Origin of the sequence: Dyella ginsengisoli LA-4 (assembly GCF_000334915.1) — a bacterium.
GTDB classification, from domain to species: domain Bacteria; phylum Pseudomonadota; class Gammaproteobacteria; order Xanthomonadales; family Rhodanobacteraceae; genus Dyella_A; species Dyella_A ginsengisoli_A.
Genome location: NZ_AMSF01000095.1, coordinates 89,723 through 110,656 on the forward strand (window position 1 = coordinate 89,723; position 20,934 = coordinate 110,656).

At 70.6% G+C, this 20,934-nt stretch carries 15 protein-coding genes; 6 read left to right on the forward strand and 9 right to left on the reverse strand.

The features are described from left to right. Positions 1 to 24 precede the first annotated feature (24 nt). Both C693_RS0119975 and xerD read right to left on the reverse strand, forming a co-directional pair. Complete coding sequence (locus C693_RS0119975) at positions 25 to 819, reverse strand: DsbC family protein (RefSeq protein ID WP_241762712.1); 795 nt, start codon at positions 817 to 819, stop codon at positions 25 to 27. A gap of 93 nt (positions 820 to 912) precedes the next feature. After that, positions 913 to 1,830: a site-specific tyrosine recombinase XerD gene (gene xerD / locus C693_RS0119980; protein ID WP_017464057.1), complete on the reverse strand. Its 918-nt coding sequence runs from the start codon at positions 1,828 to 1,830 to the stop codon at positions 913 to 915. Between xerD and C693_RS0119985 the strand changes: the two genes are divergently transcribed. The 3 genes from C693_RS0119985 (at position 1,829) to C693_RS0119995 (ending at position 4,680) form a co-directional block, all read left to right on the forward strand. After that, entirely contained in the window at positions 1,829 to 2,368 is a 540-nt protein-coding gene (locus C693_RS0119985) for an RDD family protein (RefSeq protein ID WP_017464058.1), read from the forward strand. The two genes, xerD and C693_RS0119985, sit on opposite strands and share 2 nt — an antisense overlap. 100 nt (positions 2,369 to 2,468) lie before the next feature. Next, the gene (locus C693_RS0119990) at positions 2,469 to 3,722 is read left to right on the forward strand and encodes a polyhydroxyalkanoate depolymerase (RefSeq protein WP_017464059.1); all 1,254 of its coding nucleotides are present in this window, start codon (positions 2,469 to 2,471) and stop codon (positions 3,720 to 3,722) included. Positions 3,723 to 3,756: 34 nt separating this feature from the next. After that, positions 3,757 to 4,680 (forward strand): glutaminase, encoded by a 924-nt coding sequence (locus tag C693_RS0119995; protein WP_017464060.1) that lies wholly within the window; start codon positions 3,757 to 3,759, stop codon positions 4,678 to 4,680. A gap of 76 nt (positions 4,681 to 4,756) precedes the next feature. Here C693_RS0119995 and C693_RS22305 read toward each other — a convergent pair whose 3' ends face one another. From C693_RS22305 to lptF, 5 genes are all read right to left on the reverse strand, one after another. Beyond that, positions 4,757 to 5,899, reverse strand: coding sequence for a hypothetical protein (locus C693_RS22305; RefSeq protein ID WP_017464061.1), 1,143 nt, complete (start codon positions 5,897 to 5,899; stop codon positions 4,757 to 4,759). A 48-nt stretch (positions 5,900 to 5,947) separates the two neighbouring features. After that, positions 5,948 to 6,964: a low-specificity L-threonine aldolase gene (gene ltaE, locus C693_RS0120005; protein WP_017464062.1), complete on the reverse strand. Its 1,017-nt coding sequence runs from the start codon at positions 6,962 to 6,964 to the stop codon at positions 5,948 to 5,950. Between the two features lie 81 nt (positions 6,965 to 7,045). Continuing rightward, the gene (locus C693_RS0120010; RefSeq protein WP_017464063.1) at positions 7,046 to 7,447 is read right to left on the reverse strand and encodes a phosphate-starvation-inducible PsiE family protein; all 402 of its coding nucleotides are present in this window, start codon (positions 7,445 to 7,447) and stop codon (positions 7,046 to 7,048) included. 99 nt (positions 7,448 to 7,546) lie between these two features. Further along, positions 7,547 to 8,647, reverse strand: coding sequence for an LPS export ABC transporter permease LptG (gene lptG / locus C693_RS0120015; RefSeq protein WP_017464064.1), 1,101 nt, complete (start codon positions 8,645 to 8,647; stop codon positions 7,547 to 7,549). Next, complete coding sequence (gene lptF, locus C693_RS0120020; protein ID WP_017464065.1) at positions 8,644 to 9,759, reverse strand: LPS export ABC transporter permease LptF; 1,116 nt, start codon at positions 9,757 to 9,759, stop codon at positions 8,644 to 8,646. Before lptF ends, lptG begins: the two co-directional genes overlap by 4 nt. 99 nt (positions 9,760 to 9,858) lie before the next feature. On the opposite strand from lptF, the gene C693_RS0120025 reads away from it, so the two are divergent. Then, positions 9,859 to 11,352 carry a leucyl aminopeptidase gene (locus C693_RS0120025; protein WP_017464066.1) on the forward strand — a complete coding sequence of 498 codons (1,494 nt, stop codon included), beginning with the start codon at positions 9,859 to 9,861 and terminating at the stop codon, positions 11,350 to 11,352. Positions 11,353 to 11,518: 166 nt separating this feature from the next. Further along, a complete protein-coding gene (locus tag C693_RS0120030; protein ID WP_017464067.1) occupies positions 11,519 to 11,941 on the forward strand; it encodes a DNA polymerase III subunit chi in 423 nt (140 codons plus the stop codon). A 13-nt stretch (positions 11,942 to 11,954) separates the two neighbouring features. On the opposite strand, the gene C693_RS0120035 is transcribed toward C693_RS0120030, so the two are convergent. Next, entirely contained in the window at positions 11,955 to 15,545 is a 3,591-nt protein-coding gene (locus tag C693_RS0120035) for a hybrid sensor histidine kinase/response regulator (RefSeq protein WP_017464068.1), read from the reverse strand. A gap of 79 nt (positions 15,546 to 15,624) precedes the next feature. After that, complete coding sequence (locus C693_RS0120040; RefSeq protein WP_241762713.1) at positions 15,625 to 19,182, reverse strand: hybrid sensor histidine kinase/response regulator; 3,558 nt, start codon at positions 19,180 to 19,182, stop codon at positions 15,625 to 15,627. Positions 19,183 to 19,346: 164 nt separating this feature from the next. Here C693_RS0120040 and C693_RS0120045 point away from each other — a divergent pair, with 164 nt between their 5' ends. Next, on the forward strand, positions 19,347 to 20,828 hold the full coding sequence (locus C693_RS0120045; RefSeq protein WP_017464070.1) for a GTPase: 1,482 nt from the start codon (positions 19,347 to 19,349) through the stop codon (positions 20,826 to 20,828). Positions 20,829 to 20,934 lie beyond the last annotated feature (106 nt).

Genomic DNA, 20,934 nt, shown 5'->3' on the forward strand with positions numbered 1-20,934 from the left:
CCCTGCCCCCCGGGGCGTCCCGGGTCAGCTGCCGGAACCGGGGTGCCGGGCCAGGTCGTCCAGCACCTGCTGGGCGGTCACGTAACCACCCAGCTCGCGGCCGTCCGGGGTGAAGATCGCAGGCGTGCCGCTGACGCCGATCCGCTGGCCGAGCTCGTACTGGGCCTTGACCGGGTTGTTGCAGGTGGCTGGCTTGGGCTCGTGCCCTTCCTTGGCCTCGGCGAACGCCTGCTTGCGGTCGGCGGCGCACCAGACCGAGACCATCTCGGTATAGGTCGGCGTGGGCCGACCCGCGGTGGTGGCGACCCCCTCGCGCGGCCAGGCCAGGTATTCGACCGCGATGCCGGCTTTCATGAAGTCCCCGATGTGCTCGTGCAGCTGGCGGCAGAAGCCGCAGTTGACGTCGGTGAACACGGTCAGCGTGGTTTTCGGATGCGGCGGCGCGAAGACGATCCGCTGCGACGCCGGCACCGAGGCCAGCTGGGCCTTGCGGAAGCTGGCCCAGGCCGCATCACCCAGGCTCTTGTGGCCGTCGACCTGCACCAGGTCGCCGTTGAGCATGTATTTGCCATCGTCGCTGACGTAGACCATCTGGCCGGCGGCGATCACGCGGTAGAAGCCGGGGACCTCCGCCGGCGCGATGCGCTCGATCTTCACGCCCGGCCCGAAACTGGCGATCGCTGCGCGGACCGCGCGCTCCGCCTGCGGCGACACGCCGGTGCCACGTCCGCCGTCGGCCGCCGCGACCGCCACCGACATCGCGCCCAAGCCCAGGGCCAGGACCAGCTGTTTCCACATCGCGCCAACCTCGTCATGCATGCGACGGCCCGGGGCGCCGCCGAAAAGAGCCCGGATTCTCGCACAGCCGCCTGAACCGTTCCGGCGACCGCGTCATGCGGCGACGACGCCTCTTCACCCTCGCGGGTGGTGCTGCGCGTGCAGGCGCTTGAGCCCTTCCTTTGCCACCAGGGTGTAGATCTGCGTGGTGCTCAGCGCACTGTGGCCGAGCAGCATCTGCAATGCGCGCAGGTCGGCTCCGTGGTTGAGCAGATGAGTGGCGAAGGAGTGCCTGAGCACGTGCGGCGAGATGCGCTTGGGCGTGATGCCGACCCGCACGGCATAGCGCTTGACCAGGGTCCAGAACATCTGGCGGGTCATGCCCTCGCCACGGCGGCTGAGAAACAGCGCCGCCGGCTGGCGGCCGCGAGCGAGCACCGGCCGCGCCTCGCGCAGGTAGGCCTCGATGCGCTCCAGCGCCACCTCGCCGACCGGCACCAGCCGGTCCTTGCCGCCCTTGCCAGTAACGCGCAACACCCCCTGGCGCGGGTTGAGTCCGCTCAACGGCAACTCCACCAGTTCGGACACGCGCAGGCCGCAGGCGTACATCAGCTCCAGCATCGCCTTGTCGCGCAGGCCGAGGGTGGTCCCGGTATCCGGCGCCTCCAGCAGCGCCTCGATCTCCCGCTCGGCCAGCGCCTTGGGCAGGCTGCGCGGCATCTTCGGCCGCTCGATCAGCCGGGTCGGATCCTCGAAGCCGGGCTCGTGCCGGGCGAGATGACCATAGAAACGGCGGAACGCCGATTGCCGCCGCGCCAGCGAGCGCACCGCCACCGGCTGCGCACCGTGGTAGGCGGACAGGTCCTCGCGCCGGGCATTGCGCAGGCTGCGCCCGCGCGTGGCCAGCCAGCGCGCCAGGCCTTCCAGGTCGCGCCGATAGGCGTCCAGCGTGCGGTCGGACAGGCCATCCTCCGACCACACCCCCTCGAGGAAGGCGGCGATGCTGCGCTGGTCGGCTTCGGCGATACTGGGGGGCGATTCCTGTTCTCTCATGCACGCCATGCTCGACGTGGCGCGCACATCACGCAAGCTGCCGATGACCGACACCGCCGATTCCCTGCCTGCTCCGCTCTGGTTGCGCCTCATCGCGCTGGTCTACGACCTGCTGATCGTGGTGGCGATCATGCTGGTGGCGAACATGCTCGGCCTGGCCCTGACCGGCGGCCATCTGCTGGATGAGCACCAGCACCTGGCGGCATGGTGGTTCCCGTTCTTCGAGGCGGCCTGCGTGGGCGGCTACTTCGTGGCGTCCTGGCGGCGCGGCGGTCAGACCGTGGGCATGCGTCCGTGGCGCTTGCGCGTGGTGTCCGCCGTCGGCGCCACGGTGCCGACGGCGCACCTGCTGCTGCGCCTGGCCGTCGCCGCGCTGCCGCTGCTGGCGCTGGGGCTGTCGCCGGCGATCGGCCTGCGGGATGCCGCGCTGGCGATGCTCGCGATCTGGGCGGTCTGGTTCGCCGTCGCCCTGGTCGATCCGCGCCGCCGCGCCCTGCACGACCTCATCGCCGGCACCGAGGTACGCCGCGTCGGCTGAGCCTGTGTGCCGGCCGCCCGTGCAAGTTCTTGCGGCACCGCAACACAATTCAGCTTGAAAGGAACTAAGATCAGGACTTTAGAGTTCGACGGTCCTGCCCATGCTTTACCAGATCCACGAGTGGCAGCGCGCCTTTCTGGGCCCGCTCAGCCACTTCGCCGACGCCAACGCCAAGATGCTCAACGATCCCTCCAGCCCGCTCGCGCAGTGGCCGGGCATCGAGCGCTGGGCGGCCGGCTTCGAGTTGATGCACCGCATCGGCAAGGATTACGAGAAGCCGGAATTCGGCATCCACCAGGCGATCGCGCACGACCACGAGATCGCCATCGTCGAGCGCGTGGCGCTGGACAAGCCGTTCTGCCAGCTCAAGCGGTTCAAGCGCTTCAGCGACGACCCGGCGACCATCGAAAAGATGAAGAACGACCCGGTGGTACTGGTGGTGGCGCCGCTGTCGGGGCATCACTCCACCCTGCTGCGCGACACCGTGCGCACGCTGCTGCGCGACCACAAGGTCTACATCACCGACTGGGTCGACGCGCGGATGGTGCCGGTGGACCAGGGCACGTTCGGGCTGGACGACTACGTCGCCTACGTGCAGGAGTTCATCCGCCACATCGGCGCCGAATCGCTGCACGTGATCTCGGTGTGCCAGCCGACCGTGCCGGTGCTGGCGGCGATCTCGCTGATGGCCTCGCGCGGCGAGACCACCCCGCGCTCGATGACCATGATGGGCGGTCCGATCGATCCCCGGCGCAGCCCCACCAGCGTCAACAACCTGGCCACGCGCCAGCCGCTGTCCTGGTTCAAGGGCAACGTGATCCACACCGTGCCTACGAACTACCCGGGGGCCGGGCGCGAGGTGTATCCGGGCTTCCTGCAGCACGCCGGCTTCATCGCGATGAACCCCAGCCGCCACCTCAACTCGCACTGGGATTTCTACCAGGACCTGGTGCGCGGCGACCTCGACGACGCCGAGTCGCATCGCAAGTTCTACGACGAATACAACGCGGTGCTCGACATGCCCGCGCAGTTCTATCTCGACACCATCGCCAAGGTGTTCCAGCAGTTCCTTCTGCCGCGCGGCGTGTGGGACGTGGCCGGCGAGCGGGTCGATCCGTCGGCGATCAAGCGCACCGCGCTGTTGACCATCGAGGGCGAGCTGGACGACATCTCCGGCCTGGGCCAGACCGAAGCCGCGCACGACCTGTGCAGCGGCATCCCGGCGAAGTCGCGGGCGCATCGGGTGATCGAGGGCGCCGGCCACTACGGCATCTTCAGCGGCCGCCGCTGGCGCGAGACGGTCTACCCGCAGGTGCGCGACTTCATCCGCCGGTTCGACCCGCGCAAGGCGTGATGCCGCGTCGCACGCACGGCACGGCGCGACGCGCATGAGCACGCCGGATTACCAGCGCATCCTCGACGTCATCCGCGAGGAGCTGCGCCCGGCACTGGCGCAGGGCGAGGTGGCCGACTACATCCCGCGCCTGGCCAGCGTGCCGCGCGACAAGTTCGGCATGGCGGTGGTCACGCTGGATGGCCAGCTGTACCGCACCGGCGATGCCGACGAGGCGTTCTCGATCCAGAGCATCTCCAAGGTCTACACGCTGACCCTCGCCCTGCAGTCGGTCGGCGAGCGGCTGTGGGAGCGGGTCGGCCGCGAGCCGTCCGGCAGCGCGTTCAACTCGCTGGTGCAGTTGGAAGTGGAGCACGGCGTGCCACGCAACCCGTTCATCAACGCAGGCGCGCTGGTGGTGGCCGACGTGGTGCTGGGCAGCCACGCCGACGCGCGGGCCGACCTGCTGGCCACGGTGCGCGGCTGCGCTGCCAACCCCGACCTGCGCGACGACCCCGAAGTGGCCGCCTCCGAACAGGCGCACGGCTACCGCAACGCGGCACTGGCGAACTTCATCCGCAGCTTCGACAACCTCGCCCAGCCGATCGACGCGGTACTCGATTTCTACTTCTACCAGTGCTCGCTGGCGATGAGCTGCACGGATCTCGCCCGCGGCTTCCTGTTCCTGGCCAACCAGGGCCGCTGCCCGTGGTCGGGCAAGGCACTGCTGTCGCCGGACCTGGCCAAGCGCATCAACGCACTGATGCTGACCTGCGGCACCTACGATGCGGCCGGCGATTTCGCCTACCACGTGGGCATGCCGGCCAAGAGCGGCGTGGGCGGCGGCATCGTGGCGGTAATCCCCGGCAAGCTGGCGATCGCGGTGTGGTCGCCCGCGCTCAACGCCAAGGGCAACTCGCTGGCCGGCAGCCTCGCGCTGGAGCGCTTCACCAGCCTGACCGGGCTGTCGATCTTCTGATCGGCTGGAGCTGGCACGAGACGGTCAACCGCAGGCGCGCAAGCTCATCCGCCAGCTCGACCGCCGACCGGCTCGCCTAATGCCAGCACGCCACGCCGGCACAGCTGAGCGTGTTGAAGTCGTACAGGGTGGAATGCCCCAGCGTGCCCTTCGGGCGCGGCACGCCCTTGGGCACGAAAAACGTGGCGCTGTGCGCGCCGTACAGGCCGGCCGGCAGGGTGAATGGCTTCAGCACGACGTAGGCGTGGTACATCCCGATCGGCCGGGGCTTCGTGCCGCCGTAGACCGGCGGCACATCGCCCGGCCCGCGGGCCGCGGCGGCCGCCCTCTGCCAGTCGCGTGCATCGGCGGGGGTCGCCTCCCGCAGATAGCCCTTGCGCACCGCATCGTCCAGGCCGGCTTCACCGGCCAGCGGCGTATCGGCAAGGCGGAACGACTCGGTCGACTGCGCCGCACGGTCGGTCACCCAGCTGCCCGCCTCGGCTCCGCTCTCGCTGACCAGCGCTTTGCCGCTGCGCGCCGGGAATACCATGTCGACGTTGCGTCCGAAGACTTGCCGGGCGGCCGCGTTGAGCGAGTTGAGGCGATCGCCCGACAGCGAGAACGACGGACAGGCCCCGCGGTTGTCGTGGCTGCTGACGATGCGCGGCACGCTGGATGGCAGGCCGTTGATCACCTGCCGGTGGTAGCCGCTGACCAGCACCGCGAGGATGCGCGTGCCGGGTGACCAGCCCACGTTCCACACGGTCGGTTCGTAGCTGCCGAGCATCAGCACCACCGGTGCCGACGGCTGGTGCACCGCCACGTCCATGCGGGTGGCCTGGTGCCCGCTCTGGTCGATCTGGAACGACTGCGCCGCCCCGCCATAGCCACCGGCGGCGTAGACCTTGGTACCCGGCGGCAGATGGAGCCCCTCGAAACGACAGACCGCCGGGCCGACGCCGCCGGAGGCCCCGGCAAAGTCGAACGGCTTGACCGCTCCGTCCGTGGTCGCCGCACGGATCGGCGGTGGCACGGGCAGCGAACCGGTGACAGGAGCGACTGTCGTGGTGGTGGAAGGTGGCGCCACGATCACGTGGGCGGATGCGTCCGCGGGCGGCGGCAGGCTCGCCTGCTGGCGCCCGTCGGCCGCATCGTTCGACGGCTGGCACGCGGCCAGCATCACCGCTCCACCGAGCCAAAGCGTGCGCAGGTGTCGCATCGGGAATTCCTCTTCCATGAAAACTCACCGGCCAGAGTAGCCGCTGCGTCGCATCCGTCCAGAAGCCTATGCGGCGAAGAACGCCTCGAACGCCTCCACCGTGCGCGCCACGCCCTCGTCGTCCACGTCCAGGTGGGTCACCAGCCGCAGCGTGGGCGTGTAGCCGATGCCGATGCGGATCTCGCGCTCGCGCAGATGGACGTCCAGATCGCGCAGCCGCTCCACCGGCACGTCGACGTAGACCATGTTGGTGTGGTGGCCGAGCAGTTTGACGTTCGGGATCGCCGCCAGCCCCTCGGCCAGTCGCGCGGCGCGGGCATGGTCGTCGGCCAGGCGCTCCACGTGATGATCCAGCGCGTGTTGGCAGGCCGCGGCCAGCAGGCCGGCCTGGCGCCAGCCGCCGCCGGCGACCTTGCGCCAGCGCCGCGCCTTGTCGATCAACGTGGCCGAGCCGACCAGTACCGAGCCCACCGGCGCGCCGAGCCCCTTGGACAGGCACACCGACACGCTGTCGAAGTGTTTCGCGATCTCCCGCGCCGGCACGCCGCAGGCGACCGCCGCGTTGAACAGCCGCGCGCCATCCAGGTGCAGCGCGAGGCCGCGCTCGCGGGTGAGCACGCGGGCGGCGGCAAGGTAGTCCAGCGGCAGCGCGCGGCCCCACCAGGTGTTCTCCAGCGCGAGGATCTTCGTGCGCGGGAAGTGCGGGTCGACCGGCTTGATCGCGGCGGCCACCTTGTCCAGTGGCAGCGTGCCGTCGGCCTCCTGCGGAATCGGCTGCGGCTGGATCGAACCGAGCACCGCGGCGCCGCCGCCCTCCCAGCGATAGGTGTGCGCATCGGCGCCGACGATGTACTCGTCGCCGCGCTCGCAGTGCGCCATCAGGCCGACCAGGTTGGACTGGGTGCCGGTGGGCACGAACAGGCCGGCCTCGAAGCCGAGGTCGGCGGCCAGCCGCGCCTGCAGGGCGTTGACCGTCGGGTCCTCGCCATAGACGTCGTCGCCGACGGGGGCGGCCGCCATCGCCGCGCGCATCGCCGCGGTCGGTTGCGTCACCGTGTCACTGCGCAGATCCACCCAGGCCACCGGCGCGTCTCCTCATGTCGTTCAGGGAACGGCGAGCATGCCGCCGACCGGGGGCAACGACAAGCCGCGCGCCCGGCGCGGTCAGCTCAGGTGGCGCGAGTCGATCGCGTCGCGATACGGCAGCTTGAGGTGGCCGTAGCGCACCACCACCACGGCCACCGCCAGCAACAGGATCGCCACCGCGGTGCCCAGCAGGTCCAGCGCCGGCAGCTGCTGGTCGACCAGCATGTGACGCGCCAGGGCCACCATCGCGATGTACAGCGGCATGCGTACCGGCAGCTTGCCGGCGCTCCAGTACACCTCGACCATCGAGATCAGCTCGAGGTACATGAACAGCAGCAGCAGATCACTGACGCCGGCGTGGCCGGCCACGACCATCTGCCGGACCTCGCTGAAGCCGGCGAACAGCGTCGCCGCCAGGATGGCCAGCAGGCCGACCTTTTCGATGAGGGAGAACGAGCGACCGATCAGCGGCGTCTGCATGGCGTGTCCTCGGCATCGGCGGAAAACCGCGCGAGGCCATCATGGCCACGGCCGCGGCCCCGCTGCAAGCCGCTCCGGCGCGGCGGGACGACGCAGACCTCAGCGATGCCGGCGGAAGTAGAACCAGGCGATCGACGCCAGCACCAGGGCAGGAAGCAGGTTGGCCAGCATCGGCGGCACGCCGTAGACGGTGCCGAAATTGATCAGCGCCTGCTGCAGGAAGTACCAGGCGATCGCCATCAGGATGCCGATGAAGATCCGCTTGCCCAGGCCGCCGGAACGCAGGCTGCCGAACGCAAACGGCATCGCGCACAGCACCAGCACCAGCACGTTCAGCGGATACAGCGCACGCGTCCAGAACGCCACCGCGTAGACGCCCGGGCTCTGCCCGTTGCTCTCCAGGTAACGCATGTTGCGGCGCAGGTCGCGCATCGGCAGGTACTGTGGCTGCACCAGCGACTGCTCCAGCACGCGCGGGTTGAGCCTCACGCTCCATGGCTCGCTGGCCACCGTGGTGGTGTGGGTCCCGGTGGCGTCCAGCGTGGTGCTGCGCACCTGCGACAGCGTCCACTGGCGGCCGTCGTGGGTCGCGCTCTTCGCCCAGTCGAAACGGGTGAGTTGTCCGTCCGGAGTGAAAGTGAAGACGCGCACGTCGGCCAGTTCCACCTGGTTGTGCCCGTCCACCTCCTTGAGCAGGCTGCGCTTGGCGTTGATGACGCGGTCGCCATCGCGTGCCCACAGTCCGGTGGAGCCGGCCATGCCGAGTCCGCCGGAACGCTGCGCCAGCTGCATCGCCTGGGCCTTCTGGTCGCCCCACGGCGCCGCCGTCTCGCCCAGGATCACCACGCCGACGATCAGCACCGCCACCACGCCGGCCGCCGAGGCGGCGATGCGCAGCTGCGACATGCCGGCGGCACGCAGCGCGGTCAGCTCGCCGCTGCCGGCCAGGCTGCCCAGACCGAGCAGGCCGCCGATCACCGTGGCGTAGCCGAAGTTCTCGTAGAGACGGCGTGGGAAGGTCACCAGCACGTACAGTGCCGCGTCGGCCACGGTAAAGCCGTTCTTGCCGACGTGGCCGAGCTGGCGCAGAAACTGCAGCAGCGCGTCCAGGCCGGCGATCAGGATCCACACCGTCAACAGCGAGCCGAGCACGGTGGTGCCGATCAGCCAGTCGACCCGGCGCAACCGCAGCGCCCTCATGCCGATGCCCCAGCGGCCGCACGCACGCGACGCGGCTGATACTGGTTGCGGAACATCCACGCCCCGATGCCGAAGGCGACCAGGCTGACCAGCCACATGGGGCCGGAGCCGTGCCAGTGACCCTTGCTGATCTGCCCGTTACACAGCGCCAGCAGGTTGTAGTAGAGGAAGAACGCCAGCACCGCCAGCAGCAGCCGGCCGTAGCGCGCCTCGCGCGGGTTCTGCTTCGCCAGCGGCAGCGACAGCATCATCAGCACCAGCGCCATCACCGGCGAACCCACGCGCCAGGCCAGCTCCGCCCGCGCCTCGTTGGAGTCGGTGCGGGTCAGTGCCAGGGTGTCCACGTTGTGGATCGGGTTGTTGTCGTCGCCGTCGTCCTGCACGTTGCTCAGCGAGGCATCGTTGCCCTGGTAGCGGATGCGCCGCCAGTTGTCGCCGCCCAGCGGCACGTCGTACTGCCAGCCGTCGCGCAGGCCGAGGAAGCGGCCCCCGCCGTCGCTTTCCTGGAACAGCTGGCCGTGCTTGCCGGTGATCAGGCGCAGGTGCACGGTGCCGTCGCTGGACTTGCGTTCGGTGGCGATGAACGTACGGCCGAGCTGGCTGCCGTCGCGGCTGAGCGAATCGACGAAGATCACCCCATCCTTGCCCGGCAGTTCGGTGAAACGCCCCGCGTCGAGGCCGGCGGCGATCACCGAGCGGTTGGCCGCGTCGATCAGCGCGGCGGACGTGTTCGAGGCCCACGGCCCCAGCCACAGCGACACCATGCCCACCGCCAGCGCGATGCCGACCGCGAGCATCGCCACCGGACGGAGCAGGCCGCGGGCGCCCATGCCGGAGGAGGCCAGCACGTGCATCTCGCTCTCGCGATACATCCGCCCCATCGCCCACAACGCGCCGACGTAGCCGGACAGCGGCAGCAGGTTGGAGAGGCCGTCGAGCATGTTCAGCCCCAGCACCTGGAACATCACGCTGGCCGGATAGCTGCCGTTGGCCACCTGCTGCAGCACGTGGGCGAAGGTGCTGCCGGCCAGCACCGTGACCAGCACGATGGCGGTGGCCGCCATGGTCTGGCCCAGCTCACGCAGGAAGTAACGGTCGAGGATGCTCAGCATGCGATAGAATCGGGGGCTTGCGCCGGGGTCCTTCGGGGCGTCGGCAAACCGCAAGTCTAGCCTGTCCGGCGATGCCGGCGCCTACTGCAGGACCCTTACATGACGCTCCAGTTCAGCCTTGCCTCCGCCTCCCCCGAAACCGTCGAAACCGCCTGCGTGGTGGTCGGCGTATACGAAGGCGGCGTGCTCACCAGCGCCGCGGCGCGTATCGACAGCGCGGCCGAGGGTGCGATCAAGCGGCAGGTGGAGAGCGGCGACATCACCGGCAAGGGCGGCAGTGCCGCCGTGCTGTTCGCGCCGGCCGGCGTGACCGCCCGGCGCGTGCTGGTGGTCGGGCTGGGCCAGCAGAAGGCCTTCGATGCCGCCCGCTTCCAGCGCGTCCACGCCGACGCGGCCCGTGCGCTGGGCCGGCTGCCGGTGGACAGCGCAGTGTCCTACCTGAGCGAGATCGACGTGCCCGGTCGCGATGCGACCTGGCGCCTGCGCACCGCCGTGCTGGCCACCGACCACGCCAGCTACCGCTACACCGCGACGTTCAAGCCGCGCGAGAAGAGCGCGCAGCCGGAACTGGCCAGCATGGCGTTCGCCGGCAACGCCGACGCACAGGCCGGCCTGGACCAGGGCGTGGCGATCGCCGAGGGCGTGCGCTTCGCCCGCGAGCTGGCCAACCTGCCGCCGAACATCTGCAACCCGGCCTACATCGCCAGCCAGGCGCAGGCCTTCGCGGCCGAGCACGCCGACACGGTGAGCTGCCGCGTGCTCGACCACGAGGAGATGGAAAAGCTCGGCTTCGGCTCGCTGCTCGCGGTCGGCCGCGGCTCGACCAACCGGCCCAAGCTGGTGGCACTGGAGTACGCCGGCGGCGCCGAGGGCGACAAGCCCTACGCCTTCGTCGGCAAGGGCATCACCTTCGACTCCGGCGGCATCAGCCTCAAGCCCGGTGCCGGCATGGAAGAGATGAAGTTCGACATGGGCGGCGCCGCCGGCGTGCTCGGCGGCTTCGTCGCGGCGGTGAAGCTGGGCGTGAAGCTCAACCTGGTCTGCGTGGTGCCGGCGGCGGAGAACATGCCCGACGGCGACAGCTACCGTCCCAGCGACGTGCTGACCAGCCTGTCCGGCCTCACCATCGAGGTGCTCAACACCGACGCCGAGGGCCGCCTGATCCTCTGCGACGCACTGACCTGGACCGTGCAGACCTACCAGCCGCAGGCGATCGTCGACGCGGCCACCCTCACCGGCGCCTGCGTGATCGCGCTGGGCAAGCACGCCACCGGCCTGATGAGCAAGCACGACGACCTCGCCGCCGAGCTGCTCGCCGCCGGCGAAGCCACGCTCGACCGCGCCTGGCGCCTGCCGCTGTGGGACGACTACCAGACCCAGCTCGAGTCCGGCTTCGCCGACGTCGCCAACATCGGCGGCAAGAGCGCCGGTGCGATCACCGCCGGCTGCTTCCTCTCGCGCTTCACCGAGGGCCAGCGCTGGGCGCACCTGGACATCGCCGGCACTGCATGGGACGAGGGTCGCAAGGGCCTGGCCACCGGCCGCCCGGTACCGCTGCTGGCGCAGTGGCTGCTGGACCGCAGCGAGAAGTGAGTGGAGAGGAGTGAGGAGTGAGAGAACGGCGTAGAGCAGCACGCCAGTCCCACGCCTCACTCCCTTTCATCGCGCCACGCAGCGAGGCTGCGGACCCAAAGCCCCATGCTCGCCGCACGCTGCTCTTCTCTCACTTCTCACTCCTAGTTACTCACTCCTCGCCCCTATGCCCCGCGCCGACTTCTACCTGATCGACAAGCCGCGCTTCCGCGAGCAGCCGCTGTTGCTGGTGTGCGAGCTGGCCAAGCGCGCGTACGCGGCACAGCAGCCGGCGCTGGTGCTGTGCCGGGACTTCGAACAGGCTGAGGCGCTGGACGAGCTGCTGTGGGATTTCGACGAGGACGCGTTCATCCCGCACCAGCTCGCCGGTGACGACGACGACGCGCAGACCGCGGTGCTGCTGGTGCCGCCGGGTATCGAGACACCGGATCGCCCGCTGCTGATCAACCTGCGCGAACAGCGTGCGGAAGGACGCTACGAGCGCGTGCTGGAAGTGGTGGCAGCCGATCCGGCCGAACGCGAGGGATCGCGGCAGCGCTGGCGCGAGTACGCCGGGCTGGGCTTCACCGTCAACAAGTTCGACATGTGACCGGCCGGCCGCCTCAGGCGGTCGGCTGATCGGCACGGCCTGCGCGCAGTGCCACCGCCGCCAGGGTGTCCTCGATGGCCCGCGCCAGCTGGGCGCCGGACACCGGCTTGCGCACGAATCCGTCCATGCCCGCCGCACGCGTGCGGGCTTCGTCGCCGGCCACCGAGCGTGCGGTGATCGCCACGATCGGAAGATAGGCGCCCACCGGCTCGCGCTGGCGCACCAGCCGGGCCACCTGGAAACCGTCGACGCCGGGCAGGTCAAGATCGAGCAGCATCAGGTCGAAGCTGGCCGTGCTCAGCTCGGCCAGCGCGGCAAGGCCGTGCGCCACGCCGGTCACGCGATGACCCTGCGCTTCCAGCAGGCCACGGATCACCGACGCGACGATTGCATCGTCCTCCACCAGCAACACCCGGCAGGACGGCCGGCCGCCGGCGTCGACGACCGGCATCACCGGTTCCGCCAGCTCATCCTCGGGCAACGGCAACGGCAGCCGCACGCTGAACACGCTGCCGATGGTCAGCCGCGACTCGAGATCGATGGCGCCGCCCATCAGGGTGACCAGTTCGCGGCAGATCGCCAGACCCAGCCCACTGCCGGCACGGCGCAGCGGCCCCTCGGCCTGCTCGAAGCGCTGGAACAGCCGCGACTGGCTCGCTTCGGGAATGCCCGGGCCGGTATCGCGCACGCTGAACTCCACGCCCCCGGGCAGCGGTCGCGCGGCCAGCGTGACGCGCCCGCGCTCGGTGAACTTCACCGCGTTGCCGGTGAGGTTGAGCAGGATCTGCTTGATCCGCATCGCGTCGCCCACCAGGCGGCCCGGCAAACCCGCCGCTGCCTCCAGGGTGAAACCGATGCCCTTGCCGCGCGCCTGCGCCGCAGTCATGCGGGCCACATCCTGCAGCAGCTCGTAGGGATCGAACGGCGCCAGCTCCAGTTCCAGCCGCCCGGCCTCGATGCGCGCCAGGTCCAGCGCGTCGTTGAGCAGCTTCAACAGCATCGCGCCGGAGCGCTGCATGGCCTGGGCGTACTCGCTCTGCTCGGGCTTGAGCGGAGTGGACAGCAACAGCTCGGCCATGCCCATCACCCCGGTCATCGGCGTGCGGATCTCGTGGCTCAGCGTGGCGAGGAAGCGGGTCTTCGCCGCGCTGGCCTGCTCGGCCAGCTGACGCTGCTGCTCGGAGAGGTCCAGCCGATGACGCTGGTCCACTCGACGCTGCCACAGCTTCAGCGTCAGCATCGCCAACAGCAGCAGTCCGATGGCGTAGCCGAACCAGGCCCACCAGCGCTCCCACGGCGGCGCGTCGACCCGGATGTTCAACGGCGCGGACAGCTCGGTCCAGCGACCGTTCGCCCCGGCTCCCATCACGTCCAGCGTGTAGTTGCCCGGCTCCAGCGCGGCAAACTCGCGCTCGCCGCGATTGCCCACGTCGACCCAGTTGCCGTCCAGCCCGGACAGGCGGAAGCGGTAGTGATTGGCCGCCGGATCGATGTAGGAATAGAGCCGCGCGACCACGCCAAGCTCGCGGTCGTGCCAGCCCACATGGAGCACGCCCGACACCGGCAGATCGACCAGACGACCGTTGCGGCGCACGTGCACCCCGGTGATCTGCAACGGTGCGGCGCCGTCCTGTTCGGTGATGCGGTCGGGGTTGAACCCCACCACGCCGCCGAAGGTCGGCGCGTAGATGGTGCCGTCGGCCAGGCGGCTGTAGCCGCGGAAGAACTCGCCGTTGGCCAGTCCGTCCTGCAGGCCCATCTGGCGGAAGCGACCGGTATCGGGGTTGTAGCGCCACAGGCCGTCGCTGCCGAAGATCCACACGCGGCGATGCGCGTCGATGCGCAGGTCCACCACGTTGATCGACGGCCAGCCCTGGTCGGCCAGCACGCGCCGGTCCAGCCGCAAGCCGTCGCGGGCCAGCTGGTAATGCTCCAGGCCATCGGGCCGGGCCAGCCAGAAGCCGTCGGGCGAGGTGTCGAAGGCATTCACCGCCTGGCTGTTGTCCACGCCGGGCACCGGCTCGAAGTGGTCGTGGCTGGCGTCGAGACGGTACAGACCGCCGTCGCCGGCGTACCAGAACACGCCGAAACGCAGCGTCATCTGGCTGCCCCAGCGCGCGCGGTCGTCGCCGCCGACGATCGCCACCGGGCTGACCGCCAGCGTCTTCGGATCGATGCGGAACAGGCCCTGGTTGAAAGTGCGCACGTACAGGCGGCCGTCCGGCCCGGCCTCCACCTCCAGCGGATTCTTGAGGACGCGCTGCTCCGGATCGACCTGGTCGACGTGGCCGTCGCGGTAGCGGTAGAACGAGCCCTTGGTGGCGATCCACAGGTTGTGATCGACATCCTCGGTCATGCCGACCACGTCGCCATGCAGGCCGGAGATCACGTGCTGCACCCGTCCGGTGGACGGATCGAGCTTGTCCACCCGGCCGCCGCGCTCGCCCACCCACACCTGCTCGTCGCGGGCATGCGCCATCGCCGTGGCCATCGAATCGCGCAGGCTGTCCGGATCGTCCGGGATGTGCGTGTAGCGGCTCATGCCGGACCAGCCCGGCGCGAGGTAGCCGACGCCGCCGTCGTACAGCGCGAACCACAATCCGCCCTCGCGGTCGGCCAGGATCTTCCACACCCAGCTGCCCGGAAGGTTGCCGTACATCACCGGCCGGTCGATCACCGGAATCAGCGGCTGGTGCGGTGCCGGCTGCAGGAACAGCCCCTTCTGCGTGCCGATCCACAGGCGACCGGCCCGGTCGCGCGCGCTGGTCATGATGTTGGTGTCGGGCAGGCCCGGCACATCGAGCGGACGCGCCACGTCGTCGTCGCCGACGAAGAACAGGCCGCGGGTCGAGGAAATGCGGATCTCGTCGTCGTCGGCATCACCCTCGATCGACCAGGCATCGATCAGCAGCCCCGGATCCAGGCCTTTGATGGCGCGGATGCGGCCGTCCGGATCGCGCCGGAACACGCCGTTCGCGCTGCCGATCCACAGCCGGTCGTGGCGATCCACGTACAGCGCGCCCACCGCTCCGAACCTGCCGGGGTGGCCATCGACCTGGGGCGGCCGGATGTGGTCGAAATGGCGTCCGTCCGCACGCATGCGGTCCAGCCCCGCCTCGGTGCCGACCCAGATCGTGCCGCCGGAGCATTCGGCGATGGTCCACACCTTGTCGATCGACAGGCTGGCCGGATCGGCCGGGTCGTGCCGCCAGTGCAGAAAGCCGCCGGTGGTGGGATCGTAGCGGTTGAGGCCCGCCTCCAGGCCGCTGGTCCACAGCCGGCCGGCATGATCCACCAGCAGCGCGCCCACGGTGTTGTCCGGCAACGAGGTCGGGTCGCCGGCGACGTGGTGGAACACCTGGAAGCCGACGCCGTCGTACCGCGCCAGGCCGCCCTTGGTGCCGAACCACATCGCGCCGTCATGGTCCTGCACGACCGCGTACACGCTGCTGCTCGGCAGGCCGTCGGCGGTACCGAAACGACGGAATTGCGGGGTGGGCAACGCCCCGCCCGCATCGACCGATGTCTCCGGCGCGGCCGTGTGCGGTGGCGTGACACCCCCACCGGCGAGCAGACCGATCGACATCAGCAACGACAAGAACATGCGATCCCCTTGCGCCCGGGACGACCGGGACGCAACCGCGATCATGCCAAATTGCGCGCTCCCTTACCCGCCTCCGGGATCACGCCGGCACCGCCGCGCTGGCCATCGCCGCCTCCATCGCCCGGGCCAGTTGGGCGCCGGACAGCGGCTTGCGCAGAAACCCGTCCATCCCGGCCTGGCGAGCACGCAGCTCCTCGTCGCCGCCGGAACGCGCGGTGATCGCCACGATCGCCAGATGCTCCCGGTCACGCTCGCGTTGGCGGATCAGCCGTGCCAGCTGGAAGCCGTCGAGGCCGGGCAGGTCCAGGTCCAGCAGCAGCACGTCGGGCGGGCCGCGCTCGAGTTCGGCAAGCGCGGACAAACCATTCGCCACATGCACCACGGCGTGCCCCTGTCGCTCCAGCAGTCCGCGGATCACGGCCGCCACGGTGATGTCGTCCTCGACCAGCAGGACCCGCCACGCCGGGGATGGCGACGCCGCCGGCGCAGGCGCGGCCGCGCCCGGCGCCAGCTCGGCCAGCGGCAGGCGCACGCGGAACGTGCTGCCCTGGCCCAGCCGCGACTCCAGCTCGATCGAGCCGCCCATCAGGGTCACCAGCTCGCGGCAGATCGCCAGCCCCAGACCGCTGCCCGCGCGTCGCTGCGGCCCTTCGGCCTGCTCGAAGCGACCGAACAGGCGCGACTGGCTGGCCTCGGGAATGCCCGGGCCGGTATCGCTGACGCTGAACATCACGCCGCCGGCGATGCGCTGCCCGCGCAGCGTGATGCTGCCGTGCTCGGTGAACTTCACTGCGTTGGTCGCCAGGTTCAGCAGGATCTGCTCGATGCGCAGCATGTCGCCCATCAGCGAGGCCGGCAGGTCGGCGGCGATCTCCAGCCGGAAATCGATGTCCTTGGCACGCGCCTGCCCATCGACCAGTCGCGCCACGTCGTCCAGCAGCTGGCGCGGCGCGAAGGGTGCCGGCTCGAGCTCGAAACGGCCGGCCTCGATGCGGGCCAGATCCAGCGCGTCGTTGAGCAGCTTCAGCAGCATCGTGCCGGAACGCTGCATGGCCTGCGCGTACTCGCGCTGGCCGGGTTGCAACGGCGTGGCCAGCAGCAGCTCGGCCATGCCGATCACGCCGGTCATCGGGGTGCGGATCTCGTGGCTCAGCGTGGCCAGGAACTGCGTCTTGGCCGCGTTCGCCTGCTCGGCCAGCAATCGCTGCTGCTCGGCCATCTGCATGCGGTGCCGCTGCGCCTCGCGCCGCCGCCAGGCCAGTGCCAGCGCCACCGCGCCAGCCACCGCGACGAGGGCGTAGCCCGCCCAGGCCCACCACCGGTCCCAAGGCGGTGCCTGCACATGGATCGCCAGCGGCACGGTGAGCCGGCCCCACGGCCCGTCCGGCCCGGCCGCCATCACCTGCAGGGTGTAGTCGCCCGGGCGCAGGCCGGCGAATTCGCGCTCGCCGTGCGCACCGACATCCACCCAGTCGTGATCGAGCCCGACCAGGCGGAAGTGATAGCGGTTACCCGCCGGATTCACGAACGAGGCGACCCGCGCCTGCACGCGCAGGTCGCGGTCGCGCCAGCCCAGGTCGAGCTGCCGCAGGCCCTCGCCGGAAAGCGTGCGGGGATCCCGCCCGCGGACGCTGATCGCCGCCAGCGATACCGGCGGCGCCTGCGTCGGCACGCTGCGGCTGTCCAGTTGCTCCGGATCGAAGCCGACCACGCCGCCGTGCGTGGGGGCGTACACCGGCCCGCCCGCCACCGGCTGTGCGACGCCGCCGAGGAACTCGCCGTTCATCAGGCCGTCCTCGGCGCCGAGACGATGCAGCCGGGTCGCGCCGGGCTCCAGTCGCCACAGGCCGGTCTCGGTGAAGATCCACAGCGCGCCGCTGGCGTCCTCGTACACGTCGCGCACCACCGGCGCCCGCCAGCCGTTCGATGCATCGACCACGCGATCGCGGGTGGCGCGGTGATCGTTCCAGCGGTAATGCTCGAGCCGATCCTGCCGGATCAGCCAGAAGCCGGCCGTGTCGAACGACAGGCCCTGCACGTCCTCGCCGCGCGGCACACCGGGCACGAAAGCCATCCGGCCCAGCGCCGCATCCCAGTGCATCACGCCCTCGTGATTGGCGTACCAGAGTACGCCGTCGGCCAGGCCCAGCGCGGCCGGGCGCAGGTCGGGCTGGTTCGCATCCGGCGGCATCGGCACCGGCGTGATCGCCTGCGTCCGCGTGTCGATGCGCACGATCGCCGCGCCGGACACCGTGGCATAAAGCACGCCCGGCCCGCCGCTGGCGAGGATCTCCGGCCGCTTCAGCCAGCGCCGCTGCGGATCGACCACCTGCCTGCGGCCGTCCGCATAGCGCTCAAGCAGGCCGCGCAGGGTGAACCACAGCGCGCCGTCCTGCTCGACCATCGCGACCGGATCGGTCTTCAGATCCGACAGCACGTGCTCGACCTTGCCGGTGACCGGATCGAGCCGGTCGATGCGTCCGGGCTCGCCGATCCACAGCGTGCCGTCGGCCGCCGGAGCCACGCCGGAGGCCAGGCTGTCGCTGAGGCTGTCCGGGTCGTCCGGCACATGGGTGAAGCGCGCGAAGTTCTGCCAGTTCGGCGGCAGATAGGCCACGCCGCCGTCGTAGAAGGTCAGCCACAGGCCGCCCTCGCGATCGGCCAGCACACGCCAGGTCCACTCCCCGGGCAGGCCGCCGACCAGCAGCGGCTGGCGGTGGAACGCGTGCAGTCCGCTGCGCGGATCGTCCAGCACCACGCCGTGCAGGGTGGCCATCCACAGGCGGCCGGCGCGATCGCGCGTGCTGGCGAACACGTAGCTCGGCGCCATCTGCGCCGCGGTGTAGGCCGGCTGCGCCACGCCGTCGACGATCCGGTACAGGCCGAACTTGGTGCCGATGCGCAGGTCGGCACCGCTGCCCTCGATGCGCCAGATCTGGTTCGGCTTGTCGCTGGGGTTGTGCACCGGCACGCGCTCGATGTGCCCGTCCGGCGAGCGCTTCAGCAACACGCCGGACCAGGTGCCGATCCACAGCGTGCCGTCCGCTTGCGCGCGCAGCGCGCCGACCACCGTATCGCGGGTACCCGGCTTGCCGTCGAACGCCGCCAGGTAAGATACGTGGGCCAGCGAGCGGCCATCGGCCGAAAGGTGATCCAGCCCCGACGCGGTACCGATCCACAGGCTGCGGTCCGGCGCCAGCGCGAGGGAATAGATGACGTCGTCGGACAGGCTGTCCGCGCGCCTGTCATCGTGACGCCAGTGGCGCACCCGACCGGTCGCCGGATCGAGCCGGTCCAGGCCGGCATCGCCGGTGCCGATCCACACCGTGCCGTCGCCCGCGTCCACCAGCTGGGTGACGTCCTGGCTGCCCAGCGAAGCCGGATCGTCCGGCTCGTGCACCCAGGTGGTGAAGCCGACGCCGTCGTAGCGGCTCACACCGCCCGAGCCGCCGAACCACATCATGCCGTCGCGGTCCTGCATCACCGCGTTCACCGCCGCTCCCGGCAAGCCGTCGGCGATGCCGTAGCGACGGAACTGTGGCGTAGCCAGCGGCGGAGCCGCCGGGCGGGCAGTGGCTGGCGCGCTTCCCGCGGTCGCGGCCAGGGCGAGCATCCATCCGAACAACAACGACACCATGAGCATCCCCTGCTGGCGCGCGGCGCTTTCCGGCTCCCCGACAACGCGGACGAGCCACGCTTCATCACCGGCGCAAGCCCGGAATGATGCCAAAAAATGTCCGTCCGGGCCGACGGGCACGGTCGGGACACGCCAGGACGGCGCGTGCGCCTAGAATCGGGCACATGTCACATCGCCTGCGCCTGCTGCTCTCCGCCCTCGCCGTCGCCGCCCTGCTGTGGCTGCTGTTCGGCGCCGCCGAACGCGCGCTGGCACTGGCGCAGCGCTTTCTCGCCCTGCCGACCTGGCTGCAGTGGACGCTGGGTGCAGTGCTGGTGTTCTTCGCCCTGCTCGGCGCCGCCGTGCTGTGGTGGCTGCTGCGGCCACCGCGCAAGCGACGCCCGGTCGCCGCGCCGGACCGCGCCAGCCTGGAGCAGCGCATCGCCACCCTGGACGAACGCGGCGCCGACACCGGCGCACTGCGCGCCGAACTGGGCGAGCTGGACCGCCGCCGCGCCGGCGGGCGCGTCTACGTGGCGCTGTTCGGCGAGATCTCCACCGGCAAGTCCAGCCTGATGCGTGCGCTGGCGCCGCATGCCGATGCGGCCAGCGACGTGCGCGGCGGCACCACGCGCCAGGTGCAGCACGTCGACGGCAACCTGCCCGACGGCCGCGCGCTGGTGCTGGCCGACGTGCCCGGCAGCCGCGAGGCGGGTGGTGAGGCACACGAGGCGCTGGCCCGCGCCGAAGCGCTGCGCGCCCATGCGGTGATCTACCTCTGCGCCGGCGACCTCACCCGCAGCCAGGCCGAGGAGGTGCGCTGGCTGGCGCATTTCGGCAAGCCGCTGGTGCTGGCATTGAACAAGGCCGACCAGTGGCCGGCGGACGACCTGCAGGCGCTGCTCGCGCGCCTGCGCCGCACCGCCGACGGCGCCGCCGCGGCCGTGGTGGCGATCAGCGCCGGCGGCCGCGAGCGCTTCGTGCGCGCCCTTCCCGACGGCGGCAGCGAGCAGGTGGAACGCGCCCGCGCACCGGCCATCGCGCCGCTGCTCGAGTCGCTCTCGCGGCTCACCGCGCCGGGCGCCGAGGCGCTGGAAGGCGACCGTGCCAACGCCGTGCTGGCCGAACTGCACCAGCGCACCGGCACGCTGGAGGCGAGCACCCGCGCCGAGGCGGCTGAACGTATCGTCAAACGCTACGCCCGCCGTGCCGTGGTCGGCGCAATGGCGGCGGTGGCTCCCGGCAGCGATCTGCTGATCCAGGGCGCGCTGGCCACCGCGCTGACCCGCGAGCTGGCGCAGCTGTACGGCGTGCGCGTGAGCGAGGTGCAGATCGACGACTTCGTGCGCCAGGCCAAACTCACCGTGCGCACAGGCAGCTCCATCGTGCTGGCCATTGCCGGCAACGCGCTGAAGGCCTTCCCCGGCCTGGGCACGCTGGGCGGCGGCGTGCTGCACGCCTTCGCCTACGCGCTGATCTTCGATGCGATGGGACGCGCCCTGGCCGGCTCGCTGGCCGAGCGCCACGCGCTGGACCAGCACGACGCCGGCGAGCGGCTGAAATCGATGCTGGCCGACGCCAGCAGCAGCCGGCTGCGCCGGCTCGCCTCCTTGACGATGGAAGCGATCGGCGAGCGCTCCGGCGCGGACGCGTCGCCGGGCGCCTGAAGCCCCGGGCAGATCGCCGACAAGTCAACTTCACACGACAATTTGTCAGGTTTGCTTGACATCTCGTTAGGGCGATGTGTAAGGTTTACTTGTCATTCTGTCGCGC